This is a genomic window from Blautia fusiformis (assembly GCF_020686995.1).
Classification (GTDB): Bacteria; Bacillota; Clostridia; order Lachnospirales; family Lachnospiraceae; genus Blautia_A; species Blautia_A fusiformis.
In genome coordinates this window covers 1-14,079 of the sequence record NZ_JAJEPT010000026.1, presented here as the reverse complement: position 1 = coordinate 14,079, position 14,079 = coordinate 1, and the positions used below count along the sequence as shown (strand labels likewise).

The following is a 14,079-nucleotide window of genomic DNA, read 5'->3' as shown; positions in this document are numbered from 1 at the left end:
AAATAAACGGTTGTATATGTGTCTGTAATACGATCAGGGACAGCCGGTCAGAGAACAGAATGATGGGTGGCAAAATGTTTGATGACCAGGGCTATACAGGAGGAGAACAGAATGAAATTAACCATGCTTGGAACAGGTAACGCACTGGTAACAGAGTGCTACAATACATGTTTTGTACTCAGCGATGAGTACGGCCATTTTCTGGTTGACGGAGGCGGCGGAAATACGGTGCTTTCCCAGCTGAAAAAAGCAGGTGTTGATCTGATGGATGTTCATGAGATCTTTGTTACACATAAGCACGTAGACCATATCATGGGAATCGTGTGGGTGATCCGCATCATTTGCCAGAACATGAAAAAAGGTACTTATCAGGGCGAGGCAAACATCTATGCTCATGATGAAGTGATCGGACTTCTGAAAGACATGGCATTTAAGCTTCTGAATAAGAAGGAGACACAGTACATCGGTGACAGACTTCATCTGATCGAGGTAAAAGACGGCGAGGAAAAAACAATTCTTAATAAGAAAGTGACCTTCTTTGATATCGGTTCCACCAAGGCGAAACAGTTCGGTTTCCAGATGATCTATGACGGTGGTAAGGTACTTACCTGCTGCGGTGACGAACCATACAATGAATGTGAAGAGAAATACGCAAAAGGCAGCGACTGGATGTTCCACGAAGCATTCTGTCTGTATGGACAGCGTGATATCTTCAATCCTTATGAGAAACACCACTCTACGGTTAAGGATGCCAGTGAGCTGGCTGAGAACCTTGGAGTTAAGAATCTTGTCCTGTATCACACAGAGGATAAGAACATTAAGAAACGTAAAGAGCTTTACGGAGCAGAAGGCAGAGAGTATTATCACGGAAATCTGTTTATTCCGGATGATCTTGATGTGATCGAGATGTAAGAAATATAGATAAAGGACCGGGAATGAGACTGTGGTGGCATTCCCGGTTTTGAGGTGACAGAACATATGCCAGTAACAGACCGAATCACCCTTGAGAAAAAATATGAAAAACTTCAGGAAATCCTCCGTTCATTCGGAAGTGTGGCGGTAGCGTTTTCGGGCGGAGTGGATTCCACATTTCTTCTGAAAGTGGCGCAGGAGACACTTGGCGATAAGGCCATAGCCATCACTGCATGCCCCTGCTCCTTTACAGAAAGAGAGAGGAAAGAAACCGAGGATTTCTGCAGGGAAAATCACATTCATCAGGAGATATGCAAGCTTAATGAATTTGAGATTCCGGGATTTCGCCAGAATCCTCCGGATCGCTGCTACATCTGCAAAAAAGGCATTTTTACCAGATTATGGGAAGTAGCGAAAAAGAACAACATCAATGTGCTTGCGGAAGGTTCCAACATGGATGATCTGGGCGACTACCGTCCGGGAAAAAGAGCTATCCAGGAACTTGGTGTGCGAAGTCCCCTTCAGGAAGCCGGACTCTATAAAGAAGAGATCCGTGAACTGTCAAAGGAGATGAATCTTCCTACCTGGAACAAGCCGTCTTTTGCCTGTCTTGCTTCCAGATTTGTATACGGTGAGACCATTACCAAGGAGAAGCTTCACATGGTAGATCAGGCCGAGCAGTTTCTGATGGATCTGGGATTCCATCAGTTCCGTGTTCGCATCCACGGTACCATGGCAAGGATCGAGGTTCCAGAAGAAGAGATCCTGAAAATTGCAGATAATGAAACAAGAACAAAGATCACAGAGAAATTCCGCACATTGGGATTTTCTTACGTGACTCTGGATCTTCAGGGCTTCCGTTCCGGAAGTATGAATGAAACACTGGGAAAATAAGTATCAGAAAATAAAATAATCCCCCGGAAATACCGCGCGAGAAGTATTTCTGGGGGATTGCTGCACGAATAGAACCGGAGGCTCCGTTACTGTGTTCAAATCTCAATTTTCGGATTGAGAATATCTGTCTGGCAGGCTGTATATCTTACATATAATCCTTCAGCACATCATGATCCCGCAGTACCTTCTCAACCACAGTACCCTTCACAACATTAAGAAGTGGTTTCTTCAGTGCATTTAGCGGCCCTGGCAGCTGGATCTCCAGCGGGGATTTTCCGTCCATCAGCTTCACACTGCTGTCCAGAAGCTCACGGATATCGTAAACGCTTCCCCATACTTCCGGAACCCCACGGTCTACACCGAAAAGTCCGTATACAGCCTCCATTGCAGTACGTACGGAATATTCTGTTGTGAATACGGTATCACGAGGAGTTTCCGCAAACTGGCCCAGGAATGCAAAGTTTACACAGCCATCCGGGATAACATCCGGGCGGTCACCTTTGGTACGGGGCATGAAGAATGCGGTGATGTACGGCATCATGGTCGGAACGCAGACAGCGCTGTTTTCTGCCATATCGTCGATCTGATCTACCGGAACACCCAGGTGGTACAGCCACTCGGCGGTAATTTCCTTACCGGTACAATCTTTCATCGGTTTCTTGATATAGTCACCAGGAACATCGGTAAACAGTCCGTAAACCCATACGCAGACCTTTTTCGGGTCCTGATCCTTGAACTGTCCCTGACGGTTGATGGTCCAGCTTAAGAGCCACTTGGAATCCTGGCAGCTTACGATACCGCCGGTAACAACCTTGCCGGTACGTGGGTCACGCTGGCAGATGTTGGTGATATACGGGATGATATGGTCGTCCAGAGTGGTGACAGTAGCGGATTCCCAGTTTGTCTTGGCAATGTCTGAGCAGAATTTCTCCGGATGTCCGAAGGACGGATCCTGAGCCGCGATATTTTTCCACAGGGACCAAACGCCACTGGTACGGACCTCCGCATCGCCGTTTGGCGCGTGGTTCTGGCCGCCGTAGATCGTACCCTCTGTACAGCTTCCGTTAGTGACGAAAACATAATCATTTTCTGTAAGAAGGATGCCCTGCTCCACATCTTTTACCTTGCATTCGATAGCAGTGGCGATCTTTTTGCCATCTTTAAAATTAAAGATCACGTTTGTGACCTCAGTATTAAACTGGAAGTCAACACCTGCATCCTCCAGATATTTTTTCATGGGAAGAATCAGGGATTCGTACTGGTTGTACTTGGTGAATTTCAGGGCGCTGAAATCCGGAAGACCTGCAATGTGGTGGATAAAACGCTGGAAGTAAAGCTTCATCTCCAGAGCACTGTGCCAGTTTTCAAATGCGAACATGGTCCTCCAGTACAGCCAGAAGGTGGAATCAAACACTTCATCATCAAATACATCTTCGATGGTTTTATCGTAAAGATCCTCATCCTTTGTCATGAACAGCTTCATGATCTCCATGCAGCCCTTCTGGCTCAGGTTAAATTTTCCGTCGGTGTGGGCATCCTGTCCACGGTTGACGGTTGCACGGCAGAGAGAATAGTTCGGGTCGTGCTTGTTCAGCCAGTAGAACTCGTCCAGAACAGAAGCACCCGGTTTTTCAAGGGAAGGAATACTGCGGAAAAGATCCCACAGGCACTCGAAATGGTTTTCCATCTCACGACCGCCACGCATGATATAGCCTCTGGACGGATCAAAGATTCCATCGCAGGCACCTCCGGCAATATCCATGGCTTCCAGGATGTGGATATGATCACCTGGCATCTGTGCGTCTCTTACCAGGAAGCATGCAGCAGCCAGGGAAGCAAGACCGCTTCCTACAATGTAGGCATGCTTGTCGTCCACACCTTCCGGTTTTTCCGGACGGGCAAAGGCTTCGTAGTTACCGTTGGAATAATAAATCCCTTTGCTGTTTTTGTCATGCTTTCCACGCTCGGTGTTGCGGTAGTTTGTAGTAGTTTCTTTCACATGGAGGTTTTCCTCTTCGTTGATCTCTCTTGTTTTTTTCATCAGCATGGCTGCGCCGGCTCCGGCTGCCGCAAGTGCTGCAAGTCCCATGAATCCTTTTTTATCTGACATATGACATCCACCTTTCGTAAATGAGATACCTGTTTGTATCGGATTAACTGTTCTTTGTTGCTGTTGAGGCTATGATAGCCCATCCGGAAAAAAGATTCTATTTACAAAATACCGAAAGTGTTCAGTTTTTTATCATTATGTCTGTTTTGATAAGTTTTTATTCTGTATGCATTTCTGCTGTTTTGTTTCTGGCGGCAAAATTGCGGATGGCGTTGTCGATGCTTCCGTACAGTGCGGTTGCGGTATCATCTGCGATTTCGCGATAATCTTCGCGCATGCCGTTTTTGATCCAGTCCAGCATGATCCCTACAAAGCTGTATTTATATAGATCTGAGATAAAAATTTTCTGTTCATCCGTGATGGGGATATCTTTTGATTTTTCTGTTACCACGCCCATAAGAAGATCGTAGGTAAGCTGGAACAGATAATTCTCGATCTGTTCCCGCCCCACGCAGCGGTATACATTTAAGATAAACGGCTTGTTTTCCATCACGGCATCAAAGATCTGCAGAAGCCCTTCATGCCAGGTGGAAGAGGTTTTTTTGCCCTGAAGGGCAATTCTGGCATCTTCCAGACAGCACCACTCCACAAGATCATAGATATCTTTGAAATGATAGTAAAAAGTCATGCGGCTGATCCCGCAGTCCGTAGTCAGGTCGTTGATGGTGATCTTATCTAAAGGCTTCTTAAGAAGCAGATGTTTCAGGGATTCTTCCAGGGCAAGCTTGGTTGCGTTTGTCATGTCTTGCGGCCTCCTTTGGCAAGGTTATAGTTATTAATATAACATGAAAGTGCACAGAAAATCCATGTTAAACAGTGACTTTTCTGTGAAATTATGATAGACTGAACCTGGAATATTTTGCGGAACAGAACGGAGCGTACTATGAAGAAAAAATCAGTTTGTATCCTGCTGATCTTTGCTGCCGTGATAGTACTTACTTATGTGACAGGAGAATCCTATTACAGAGGAATCAGTGAAAAAGCAGGGTTGGATAAACAGGAAGAGAAAATATATAAATATCAGTATGACATGATCGTGGACAGCCCCGATTCCCAGTTCTGGCAGGCAGTATATGACAGTGCGAAGAAAAAAGCAGCTCCCAATAATGTACTGATTGAGATCATGGGGCCGGACAGAGAAACATCCTATGATAAACTTGATTATATGAATATGAGTATTGCGGCCAAGGCGGATGGTATTATCCTGCAGTATAATGGAGAAGCCGGTCTGGAAGAAGCAATCAATACTGCAGTAAGAAACGGAATACCGGTGGTTACAGTCATGAGTGATGCGGTGCACAGCCGCCGCCAGAGCTTTGTGGGAGTCAGCGATTATCAGCTTGGCATGGCTTACGGGGAAATTGTTGCCAAATACGTGGATGAGAACACGAAGAAGATCCTGATCCTGCAGAAACGGGACATTGATGATATGAACGAAAGTCAGATATACACTCAGATCAGCAATGCGGTGAAGATGGCAGCTGGTTCTGAGGATATTGAGATCAAGGGAAGGAATCTTCTGTCAACAGGAACCTTTGAAACAGAGGAGGCAGTTACTGATATTTTTCAGCAGAAGCGGAATGTTCCGGATATCCTTGTGTGTATGGATGAGGAGACAACGGAGTGTGCAAGACAGGCAATTCTGGATTTCAACCTTGCAGGAAAAGTGAAGATCATTGGTTATTATACATCTGAGGATATTCTGGCGGCAGTTGAAAAAGGTGTTATTTCAGTTACCTGTGATGTGGACACGACCCAGCTGGGACAGTACAGTGTGGAGGCAGTTACCAGCTATATAGAAGATGGAAGAACCAATTCTTTCTACAACGTAGACATTAATTTTCTTGACAGAACAGCAGTGAAGAAGATGAGGAGGGAGGCAGTCACAGATGAAAAAGATCCGTTGGAGTGACTTTTCTCTTGTAAGCAAGATCATGATCGAGGTTGGCGTGCTGGCAGTTTTACTGTTCAGCATCAACATGCTGTTTTATGCGCGGATCAACAACTCCATGCAGGAGATGGATGATGTGTATGCCAGCAATGCCCAGATCACAGAGCTTGGGCAGGTTTTTGACGATGTGCAGGACAGTATGTACCAGTATCTGAAGGTAAAAAACTCTCAGGCACTGATGGATTATTATCAGAATGAGGCGAAATACAGGCAGGAGCTGGAGAAGTTAAATGAACGGAATATTGATGATTCCGTAAAACTTCTGGAGAAGAAGATACGTAAGATGTCGGAATCATATCTTTCCTGTACCGCAGGAACTGTAGCTGCCAAGAGAGGCAGGAATGTGGAGAAATATAAGCAGGAATATGATGAAAGTCTGGAGCTTTACAGTTATATCCAGAGTTCTATGGATGAGCTGAACAAGCAGCTTTTTAAAGAAAATTCCCAGACTTATGCAGCTCTCCGGGCGGTTATGAGATATCTGGAGATCAGTAATATGATGATCATGCTTCTGGTGGTGATCTGTGGAATGTTCCTTCTGATCATGGCAACAAGGGAGATGTTCCTGCCGCTGACTAATATGGCAGAAACTGCACAGCTGGTAGGTCAGGGGAATTTTAATGTAAAGATGCCCCCAGCAGATTCCAGGGATGAGCTTGGAACGGTAACAAGAGCCTTTAATACCATGGTGGATAATCTTGGTCTTTACATTGCCAGGACAAAGGCCAGCATGGAAAAAGAACAGCAGATGATAGAGAGGGAGCTTTTGATGGAAACACATCTCAAGGAGGCACAGCTTAAGTATCTCCAGTCTCAGATCAACCCGCATTTCCTTTTTAATTCCCTGAATGCAGGAGTACAGCTTGCAATGATGGAGGATGCAGAAAAAACCAGTATCTTTGTGGAAAAGATGGCAGATTTTTTTCGCTACAATGTAAAGAAGGGTGAGGAAGATGCCACACTGGAGGAAGAACTGGAGGCTGTGGATAATTACATTTATATTCTGAATGTACGGTTTGCCGGGGACATCCATTTTTCAAAAAAAGTGGAATGTGATGTGGAAAATGTACGTGTTCCCAGTATGATCCTGCAGCCGGTTGTGGAAAACGCAGTCAATCATGGAATCCGGAATATAGATTGGGAAGGACATATTGATCTCAGTGTGGAGAAATGGAACGACCATATTGAGATCAGTGTTCGGGATAACGGACTGGGCATGACCGGAGAACAGATACAAAGAGTACTGTCAAAAAAAGTCCACAGCAGTTCAGGCGAGGGTGATTCCACGGGAATCGGAATGAATAATGTGATCAGCCGTCTGGAACTATATTATGAGCGGGACGGATTAATGGAAATATACAGTGAAGGTGAAGGAATGGGAACAGAGGTAGTGATCAATATTCCTCTGGAGAGGAGCGAAAAAAATGTACAGAATCCTGATTGCTGATGATGAGGGGATCATGCTGGAATCCCTGAAAAATATTATAAGTTCCAACTATGGAAATGAATGTGAGATCCATACAGCCAAGACAGGCCGTGTGGTTGTGGAGGAGGCGGAGAAATATCCGCCGGATATCTGCTTTATGGACATTCAGATGCCGGGCTTAAGTGGGATCCAGGCAATCCGGGAAATTCAGAAATTTAACAGATCTGTGGTCTTTGTGATCATTACAGCCTATGATAAATTTAATTATGCCAAGGAAGCGGTAAATCTTGGAGTTATGGAATTTCTTACCAAGCCGGTAAACAAAAAGGTGATTTTGGAAACATGCTCCAAAGCTATGGAAAAGGTAGATTACACAAGACAGAAGCGAAGCGATGATCTCCGTATCCGTGAAAAGCTGGAGACAGTTGTGCCCATGATCGAAAGCGGATATATCAATAATATTCTTCTGCAGGATGATTTTCAGACATATCAGGATAATTACAGGGAGCTTCTGGATATCCGGGAAGAATATGGATATATGATCGTGGCTGAATTCGGGGATTCCACGGAAAATGGCGTTCTTACCAATGCGGTGGGGGCCAGTGTGAAGGCAAACAAATTTTATTCCACATTCCGGGAAATCGCTCAGGGATTTTTTGAATGTCTGGTAGGACCCATTATGGGAAACCGTATTGTACTGCTTGTTCCATACCGTAATTCCAGGGAGTCCTATGAGGAACGTGTGGAGGTTGTAACAAGAACCAGAAACATGGTACATAAGCTGGAAAGCAGGATCGACAGTAAATTTCGCTGTGGTATCGGCCGGGTGAAGGAGATGGGAAGCACCATGAAAGAATCCTTCAAGGAGGCCATGATCGCACTTCGGGAAAGCACCAGCCATGTTATACATATTGAGGATGTTCCGGCTGCACAGAAATATGACGGCGAATATCCAAGAGATCTGGAACGTCGCTATGAAAAGCGGGTGATGGATAAGGATGTGGCAGGAGCTTTAAGCTGTGCCGAGGAATTTATCAGGTGGATGGAGAAGCAGCCGGGAGTAGATCTGGAGGACATGCGCATCAAGATCCTGGAGCTTGTGATGGGAGTGGAAAAAAAGGCCTTTTTTGCAGGTACCGTGAAATATGCGATCAGCTGCCGCAGAAATTATATTCATGAGATCCAGGAATATACAGATATAGAAGGAATGAAAAAATGGTTCCTGGGCAAAACATCAGAAATCTGCAGTAACATGGAAAGTGCAAGGGAAAAAGAAGCGGTTTCTATTATCGAAAAAGCAAAGTCCTATATTCGGGACAATTACAAAAAAGATATTTCACTGGATGAGGTGTCACGGGAGGTGGATATCAGCCCTTATTATTTCAGCAAGCTTTTTAAGCAGGAGACCGGAGGAAATTTTATCGAGTATCTTACAGAAGTGCGGCTTCGGAATGCAAGAGAACTTCTCAAAGATTCAGGGCTTTCCATCAAGGAGATCTGTGCGGAATCCGGATACAGCGACCCCAATTATTTCAGCAGGATATTCAAAAAATACGAAGGCGTGACACCAAGTGAATTCAGAGAGAGGTTGAGGTAGACAATATGAGCGGGGGGAAAATGATCAGGAAGCTGTTGATCTTGCTGTGTCTGTTGACATTGATGCTGAATGGCTGTGCTTCCGAAAAAATAAAGCAGACAGCTGCACAGGAAAACGATACAGAGGAAGACAGTGGTGAAAAGAAAATTCAGATCGGTCTTACAGTGGATTCCTTTGTTATTGAGAGGTGGATTCGTGACAGGGATGCATTCGTGGCAACCGCAAGGGAATTGGGAGCGGAAGTGAATGTTCAGGATGCGGGAGCAGATACAAAAGAGCAGATCAGCCAGATCGACTATTTTATCAGGAAGCATATGGATGTGATCGTGATCATTGCCAGAGACTGCAAGGCATTATCTGAGGCTGTGGAGCGTGCCCACAATGTAGGGATCAGGGTGATCTCCTATGACCGTATGGTAAATGATGCGGATACAGACATGTATATTTCCTTTGATAACCGGAAAGTCGGAGAGGTCATGGCACAGTCCATGATGGAAGCGATCCCTGATGGCGGAAAGATTTTTATGGTCCAGGGATCTGCTTCAGATAACAATGTGGACATGGTAAAAGAGGGATTTGAAGACACTCTGAAAAACAGTGATCTGAAGGTGGTTTACGAAGCCAACTGTGAGGGCTGGGTCGCGGAGCTGGCAGCAGATTATGTGGAGGAGGCACTGGAAGAGTACCCCGATGTAAAGGGAATCATGTGTGGAAATGATGATATTGCCAGCCAGGTGATACAGGTTCTTGCGGAAAACCAGCTTGCCGGACAGGTGATCGTGGTAGGCCAGGATGGTGATCTGGCTGCATGTCAGCGTATTGTAGAAGGAACCCAGTACATGACAGCATTTAAATCTATCGAAGATCTGGCATGCCAGGCAGCTGAATATGCGGTGAAGATGGCAGAAGAGGGAAAGCTTCCGTCAGATGTGACAGATACCATGAACGATGGAAGCTACGATATCCCGGCGAAGGTGCTGGAACCGGTTGCCGTTACAAGGGATAATATTGATGAGGTGATCATTGACGGCGGTTTCCACAGAAGGGATGAAGTATATCTCAATACAGATTATGATACAGAGTAATGCAGAACAGATTGCATACCGGCATATATGTGGTGGTGAAATTCTGCAAGTAATGTGGCAGTGTAGCCATATGTGCAATAATACACAATTATGACAAAAATCAATAGCAGATTTTTGGTGCAAAAATGTCTTGCCTGATGCAGGGCATTTTTCTTTTGCAAAAAAATGTCTCTGTCATTGCCAACTATGTCCAGACAGTCCTGTGCTATAGTAACATCATCGAAGGAAACGTGATTCAAAAAACAAATAATGAAACGGAGGATTTTACAATGAAAAGAAAAATGGTATCTGCACTTCTTTGCGCAACAATGGTAGCTGGTATGGTGGTAGTTCCGGCAGCAACAGCACAGGCAGCAGACAAGAAACTGATCGGTGTTACCATGCCGACCAAGGATCTCCAGAGATGGAACCAGGATGGCGAGAACATGAAGAAAGAGCTGGAGGCAGCAGGATATGAAGTAGACCTTCAGTATGCATCCAACGACGTAAGCACACAGGTTTCCCAGCTTGAGAACCAGGTAGCAAACGGATGCGACCTTCTGGTTGTGGCATCCATCGACGGAAGCAGCCTTGGCGAGCCTCTGAAACAGGCCAAAGAAAAAGGAATTCCGGTTATCTCCTATGACCGTCTTCTTATGAATTCTGATGCAGTTTCCTATTATGCAACATTTGATAACTACAAAGTAGGACAGAAACAGGGCGAGTACCTGGTAGACGCACTGGATCTTGATAATCAGGATGGACCGTTTAACATCGAGCTGTTCACAGGAGATCCTGGTGATAACAACTGTAACTTCTTCTTCGGTGGTGCAATGGATGTTCTCCAGAAATACATCGATGACGGTAAGCTGGTAGTAAAATCCGGACAGACAGAGTTCGAGCAGGTTGCTACCGCAAACTGGGATAGTGCAAAAGCACAGGACAGAATGGATACCATCATCGCAGGTAACTACTCTGACGGAACAAACCTTGACGCAGTTCTCTGCTCCAACGATTCCACAGCCCTTGGTGTTGAGAATGCACTGGCAGCTTCCTACACAGGAGAATATCCGATCATCACCGGTCAGGACTGTGATACACCGAACGTTAAGAACCTTGTAGCAGGAAAACAGGCAATGTCCGTATTTAAAGATACAAGAGCTCTTGCATCTGCAGTAGTAAAAATGGTTGACTCCATCATGAAAGGTGAGGAGCCGGAAGTGAACGATACAAAATCCTATGATAACGGAACAGGTGTCATCCCGACATACCTTTGCGATCCGGTTGTTGTTACAACAGATAACTACAAAGAAATCCTGATCGATTCCGGATACTACACAGAGGATCAGATCAAATAATCATAATTTTTAAGAAAGAAATTTATCACATGCAGGCGGGGAATATAACCGCCTGCATGAACAGTGGAAAGGGAGGGAAATTGAGTTGGCTAAGATACTTCTGGAAATGAAAAATATCACCAAAACTTTCCCAGGTGTAAAGGCACTGGATAATGTTAATCTCCAGGTCGAGGAAGGCGAGATCCACGCACTGGTAGGTGAGAACGGTGCCGGTAAATCTACATTAATGAATGTATTAAGTGGTATATATCCGTACGGCTCGTATGAAGGAAATATTATTTACGATGGTGAGATCTGTAAATTTAACACCATCAAAGACAGTGAACATAAAGGAATTGTGATCATTCACCAGGAACTGGCACTGATCCCGTATATGACTATCGGTGAAAACATGTACCTGGGCAATGAAAGAGGCAGGAGCTTTTCCATTAACTGGAATGAAACTTATGGGGAAGCAGATAAATATTTGAAAATAGTGGGACTGGAGGAATCCTCCAGAACTTTGATCAAGGATATCGGTGTAGGTAAACAGCAGCTGGTTGAGATCGCAAAGGCACTTGCAAAGAATGCAAAGCTGCTCATTCTGGATGAGCCTACCGCATCACTGAACGAAGATGACTCCAAAGCTCTTCTGGATCTTCTTCTGAAATTCAAGAAGCAGGGAATGACCTCTATCATCATTTCCCATAAATTAAATGAGATTTCCTATGTGGCAGATAAGATCACAGTTATCCGAGATGGATCTACCATTGAAACACTGGATAAAAAGAAAGACGATTTTTCTGAGCAGAGGATCATTCAGGGAATGGTTGGACGTGAGATGACAGACCGGTTCCCGAAACGTCCAAATGTAAAGATCGGCGATGTTTCCATGGAAGTTAAGAACTGGAATGTTTACCATCCTCTGTATACAGAACGTAAGGTGGTAAATAACGTATCCTTTAAAGTACATAAAGGAGAGGTTGTCGGTATTTCAGGACTGATGGGAGCAGGACGTACAGAATTGGCCATGAGTATTTTTGGCAAGAGCTATGGAACTAAGATTTCCGGCCAGGTGTTCATGAATGGAAAAGAAGTGAAGCTGAATACAGTTCAGGAGGCTATTGACAACAAGCTCGCCTATGTTACAGAGGATCGAAAAGGAAACGGATTGATCCTTTCCAAGTCCATAAAGATGAACACTACGCTTGCAAACATGTCCGGTATCAGTAATGGAAAAGTGATCGATACGGATAAAGAATACGCAGTTGCTGAGGAATACAGGAAGAAACTGAAAACCAAGTGTCCGACAGTTGAGCAGAATGTCGGAAACCTGAGCGGTGGTAATCAGCAGAAGGTCCTTCTTGCAAAATGGATGTTTGCAGAGCCGGATATTCTGATTTTGGATGAACCTACAAGAGGTATTGACGTAGGTGCCAAATATGAAATCTACTGTATCATCAATGACCTGGTCGCAGCAGGAAAATCTGTGATCATGATCTCTTCTGAGCTTCCGGAAGTGCTTGGAATGTCAGACAGAATCTATATCATGAACGAGGGCAGATTCGTAGGTGAGGTAAGTGGTGAGGAAGCTACATCTGAGCTGATCATGTCCAGGATCGTGAAGTCAGGTAAAGGAGAGTAAGAAGATGGAGAAAAAGATTAGTTTTTCAGAAATATTAAAAAAATATACCATGGTCATTGTTCTGGTATTTGTTGTGATCATGTTTTCTGTGAACACAAAGGGCGTTATGCTTCTTCCGCAGAATGTAAATAACCTGGTAGCCCAGAATGCATATGTATTTATTCTTGCAACCGGTATGCTGTTCTGTATTTTAACAGGTGGTAACATTGATCTGTCAGTTGGTTCTGTTGTATGCTTTGTTGCTGCTGTCGGTGGTAAGATGATGGTTCTCAACAGTATGAACCCGTATCTCACTATGATCGTGATGCTTCTTGTGGGTATTGCCATTGGTGCATGGCAGGGATTCTGGATCGCTTATGTACGAATTCCTCCATTTATTGTTACTCTGGCAGGTATGCTTGCTTTTCGTGGCCTTTCCAACGTAGTTCTGGAAGGACAGACCCTGGCCCCGATGCCGGATGCTTATCTGGCTCTGTTCAATAACTATATTCCGGACTTCCTTGGTGGAGGTGAAGGATTTAACAGAACATGTTTTGTAGTTGGCATTATTGTCTGCATCGTCTATGTTGCACTTGTTATGAAAAACCGTGCAGACCGTGCAAAAAAAGGCTACAGTGTTGAGTCTTTCGGTGGTGTTGCAGTGAAGATGGTTCTGATCTGTGCAGTTGTTCTTGCATTCATGTTCAGACTTGCTCAGTACAAAGGTATCCCGAATTCCCTTCTCTGGGTTGTAGTGATCATCGCAATCTATACATACATTGCTTCCAAGACTACAACAGGTCGTTATTTTTATGCAGTTGGCGGTAATGAGAAGGCAACAAAGCTTTCCGGTATTGATACGAACAAAGTTTATTTCCTTGCTTACTTGAACATGGGTCTTCTGGCTGCTATCGCAGGTATGGTGACAATGGCCAGATTGAATTCTTCCAACCCGCAGGCTGGTACAAACTTTGAGATGGATGCGATCGGTGCTTGTTTTATTGGTGGTGCTTCTGCTTATGGTGGTACCGGTACAGTTCCTGGTGTTATCATTGGTGCACTTCTGATGGGTGTTCTGAATCTTGGTATGAGTATCATGGGTATTGACCAGAATATCCAGAAGGTTGTTAAAGGTATGGTTCTTCTGGCAGCGGTTATCTTCGA

At 44.7% G+C, this 14,079-nt stretch carries 11 protein-coding genes; 9 read left to right on the top strand and 2 right to left on the bottom strand.

Annotation, left to right across the window (positions count from 1 at the left end):
• Nucleotides 1-111: 111 nt before the first annotated feature.
• Together LKD46_RS15760 and larE are read left to right on the top strand one after the other, a co-directional pair.
• Nucleotides 112-912 (top strand): MBL fold metallo-hydrolase, encoded by an 801-nt coding sequence (locus LKD46_RS15760; protein WP_216416981.1) that lies wholly within the window; start codon nt 112-114, stop codon nt 910-912.
• A gap of 66 nt (nt 913-978) precedes the next feature.
• Nucleotides 979-1,806 carry an ATP-dependent sacrificial sulfur transferase LarE gene (larE, locus tag LKD46_RS15755; RefSeq protein ID WP_227574344.1) on the top strand — a complete coding sequence of 276 codons (828 nt, stop codon included), beginning with the start codon at nt 979-981 and terminating at the stop codon, nt 1,804-1,806.
• 145 nt (nt 1,807-1,951) lie between these two features.
• On the opposite strand, the gene LKD46_RS15750 is transcribed toward larE, so the two are convergent.
• Both LKD46_RS15750 and LKD46_RS15745 read right to left on the bottom strand, forming a co-directional pair.
• Nucleotides 1,952-3,916, bottom strand: a complete 1,965-nt coding sequence (locus LKD46_RS15750) for an oleate hydratase (RefSeq protein WP_227574343.1) — start codon at nt 3,914-3,916, stop codon at nt 1,952-1,954.
• A gap of 157 nt (nt 3,917-4,073) precedes the next feature.
• Nucleotides 4,074-4,658, bottom strand: a complete 585-nt coding sequence (locus LKD46_RS15745) for a TetR/AcrR family transcriptional regulator (RefSeq protein WP_110103303.1) — start codon at nt 4,656-4,658, stop codon at nt 4,074-4,076.
• A 141-nt stretch (nt 4,659-4,799) separates the two neighbouring features.
• On the opposite strand from LKD46_RS15745, the gene LKD46_RS15740 reads away from it, so the two are divergent.
• The 7 genes from LKD46_RS15740 to mmsB form a co-directional block, all read left to right on the top strand.
• On the top strand, nt 4,800-5,828 hold the full coding sequence (locus tag LKD46_RS15740) for a sugar ABC transporter substrate-binding protein (RefSeq protein WP_022426664.1): 1,029 nt from the start codon (nt 4,800-4,802) through the stop codon (nt 5,826-5,828).
• The gene (locus LKD46_RS15735) at nt 5,806-7,314 is read left to right on the top strand and encodes a sensor histidine kinase (protein ID WP_022426665.1); all 1,509 of its coding nucleotides are present in this window, start codon (nt 5,806-5,808) and stop codon (nt 7,312-7,314) included. Before LKD46_RS15740 ends, LKD46_RS15735 begins: the two co-directional genes overlap by 23 nt.
• Nucleotides 7,292-8,890 (top strand): response regulator transcription factor, encoded by a 1,599-nt coding sequence (locus LKD46_RS15730; RefSeq protein WP_022426666.1) that lies wholly within the window; start codon nt 7,292-7,294, stop codon nt 8,888-8,890. The genes LKD46_RS15735 and LKD46_RS15730 overlap by 23 nt, the downstream gene beginning before the upstream one ends.
• A gap of 5 nt (nt 8,891-8,895) precedes the next feature.
• Nucleotides 8,896-9,975, top strand: coding sequence for a sugar ABC transporter substrate-binding protein (locus LKD46_RS15725; RefSeq protein ID WP_022426667.1), 1,080 nt, complete (start codon nt 8,896-8,898; stop codon nt 9,973-9,975).
• A gap of 308 nt (nt 9,976-10,283) precedes the next feature.
• Nucleotides 10,284-11,312, top strand: a complete 1,029-nt coding sequence (gene chvE, locus LKD46_RS15720; protein WP_227574350.1) for a multiple monosaccharide ABC transporter substrate-binding protein — start codon at nt 10,284-10,286, stop codon at nt 11,310-11,312.
• A gap of 85 nt (nt 11,313-11,397) precedes the next feature.
• A complete protein-coding gene (mmsA, locus tag LKD46_RS15715; RefSeq protein ID WP_022426669.1) occupies nt 11,398-12,936 on the top strand; it encodes a multiple monosaccharide ABC transporter ATP-binding protein in 1,539 nt (512 codons plus the stop codon).
• Between the two features lie 4 nt (nt 12,937-12,940).
• The coding region (gene mmsB / locus LKD46_RS15710) for a multiple monosaccharide ABC transporter permease (RefSeq protein ID WP_227574342.1) at nt 12,941-14,079 on the top strand (1,139 nt) is incomplete at its 3' end.

What these genes read in the sequence shown, in the direction of transcription:
- chvE (WP_227574350.1), top strand. Translation starts at nt 10,284, where the DNA reads ATGGTAGCTGGTATGGTGGTAGTTCCGGCAGCAACAGCACAGGCAGCA.
- LKD46_RS15740 (WP_022426664.1), top strand. Translation starts at nt 4,800, where the DNA reads ATGAAGAAAAAATCAGTTTGTATCCTGCTGATCTTTGCTGCCGTGATA.
- LKD46_RS15725 (WP_022426667.1), top strand. Translation starts at nt 8,896, where the DNA reads ATGAGCGGGGGGAAAATGATCAGGAAGCTGTTGATCTTGCTGTGTCTG.
- LKD46_RS15730 (WP_022426666.1), top strand. Translation starts at nt 7,292, where the DNA reads ATGTACAGAATCCTGATTGCTGATGATGAGGGGATCATGCTGGAATCC.
- LKD46_RS15745 (WP_110103303.1), bottom strand. Translation starts at nt 4,658, where the DNA reads ATGACAAACGCAACCAAGCTTGCCCTGGAAGAATCCCTGAAACATCTG.
- LKD46_RS15735 (WP_022426665.1), top strand. Translation starts at nt 5,806, where the DNA reads ATGAAAAAGATCCGTTGGAGTGACTTTTCTCTTGTAAGCAAGATCATG.
- larE (WP_227574344.1), top strand. Translation starts at nt 979, where the DNA reads ATGCCAGTAACAGACCGAATCACCCTTGAGAAAAAATATGAAAAACTT.
- LKD46_RS15750 (WP_227574343.1), bottom strand. Translation starts at nt 3,916, where the DNA reads ATGTCAGATAAAAAAGGATTCATGGGACTTGCAGCACTTGCGGCAGCC.
- LKD46_RS15760 (WP_216416981.1), top strand. Translation starts at nt 112, where the DNA reads ATGAAATTAACCATGCTTGGAACAGGTAACGCACTGGTAACAGAGTGC.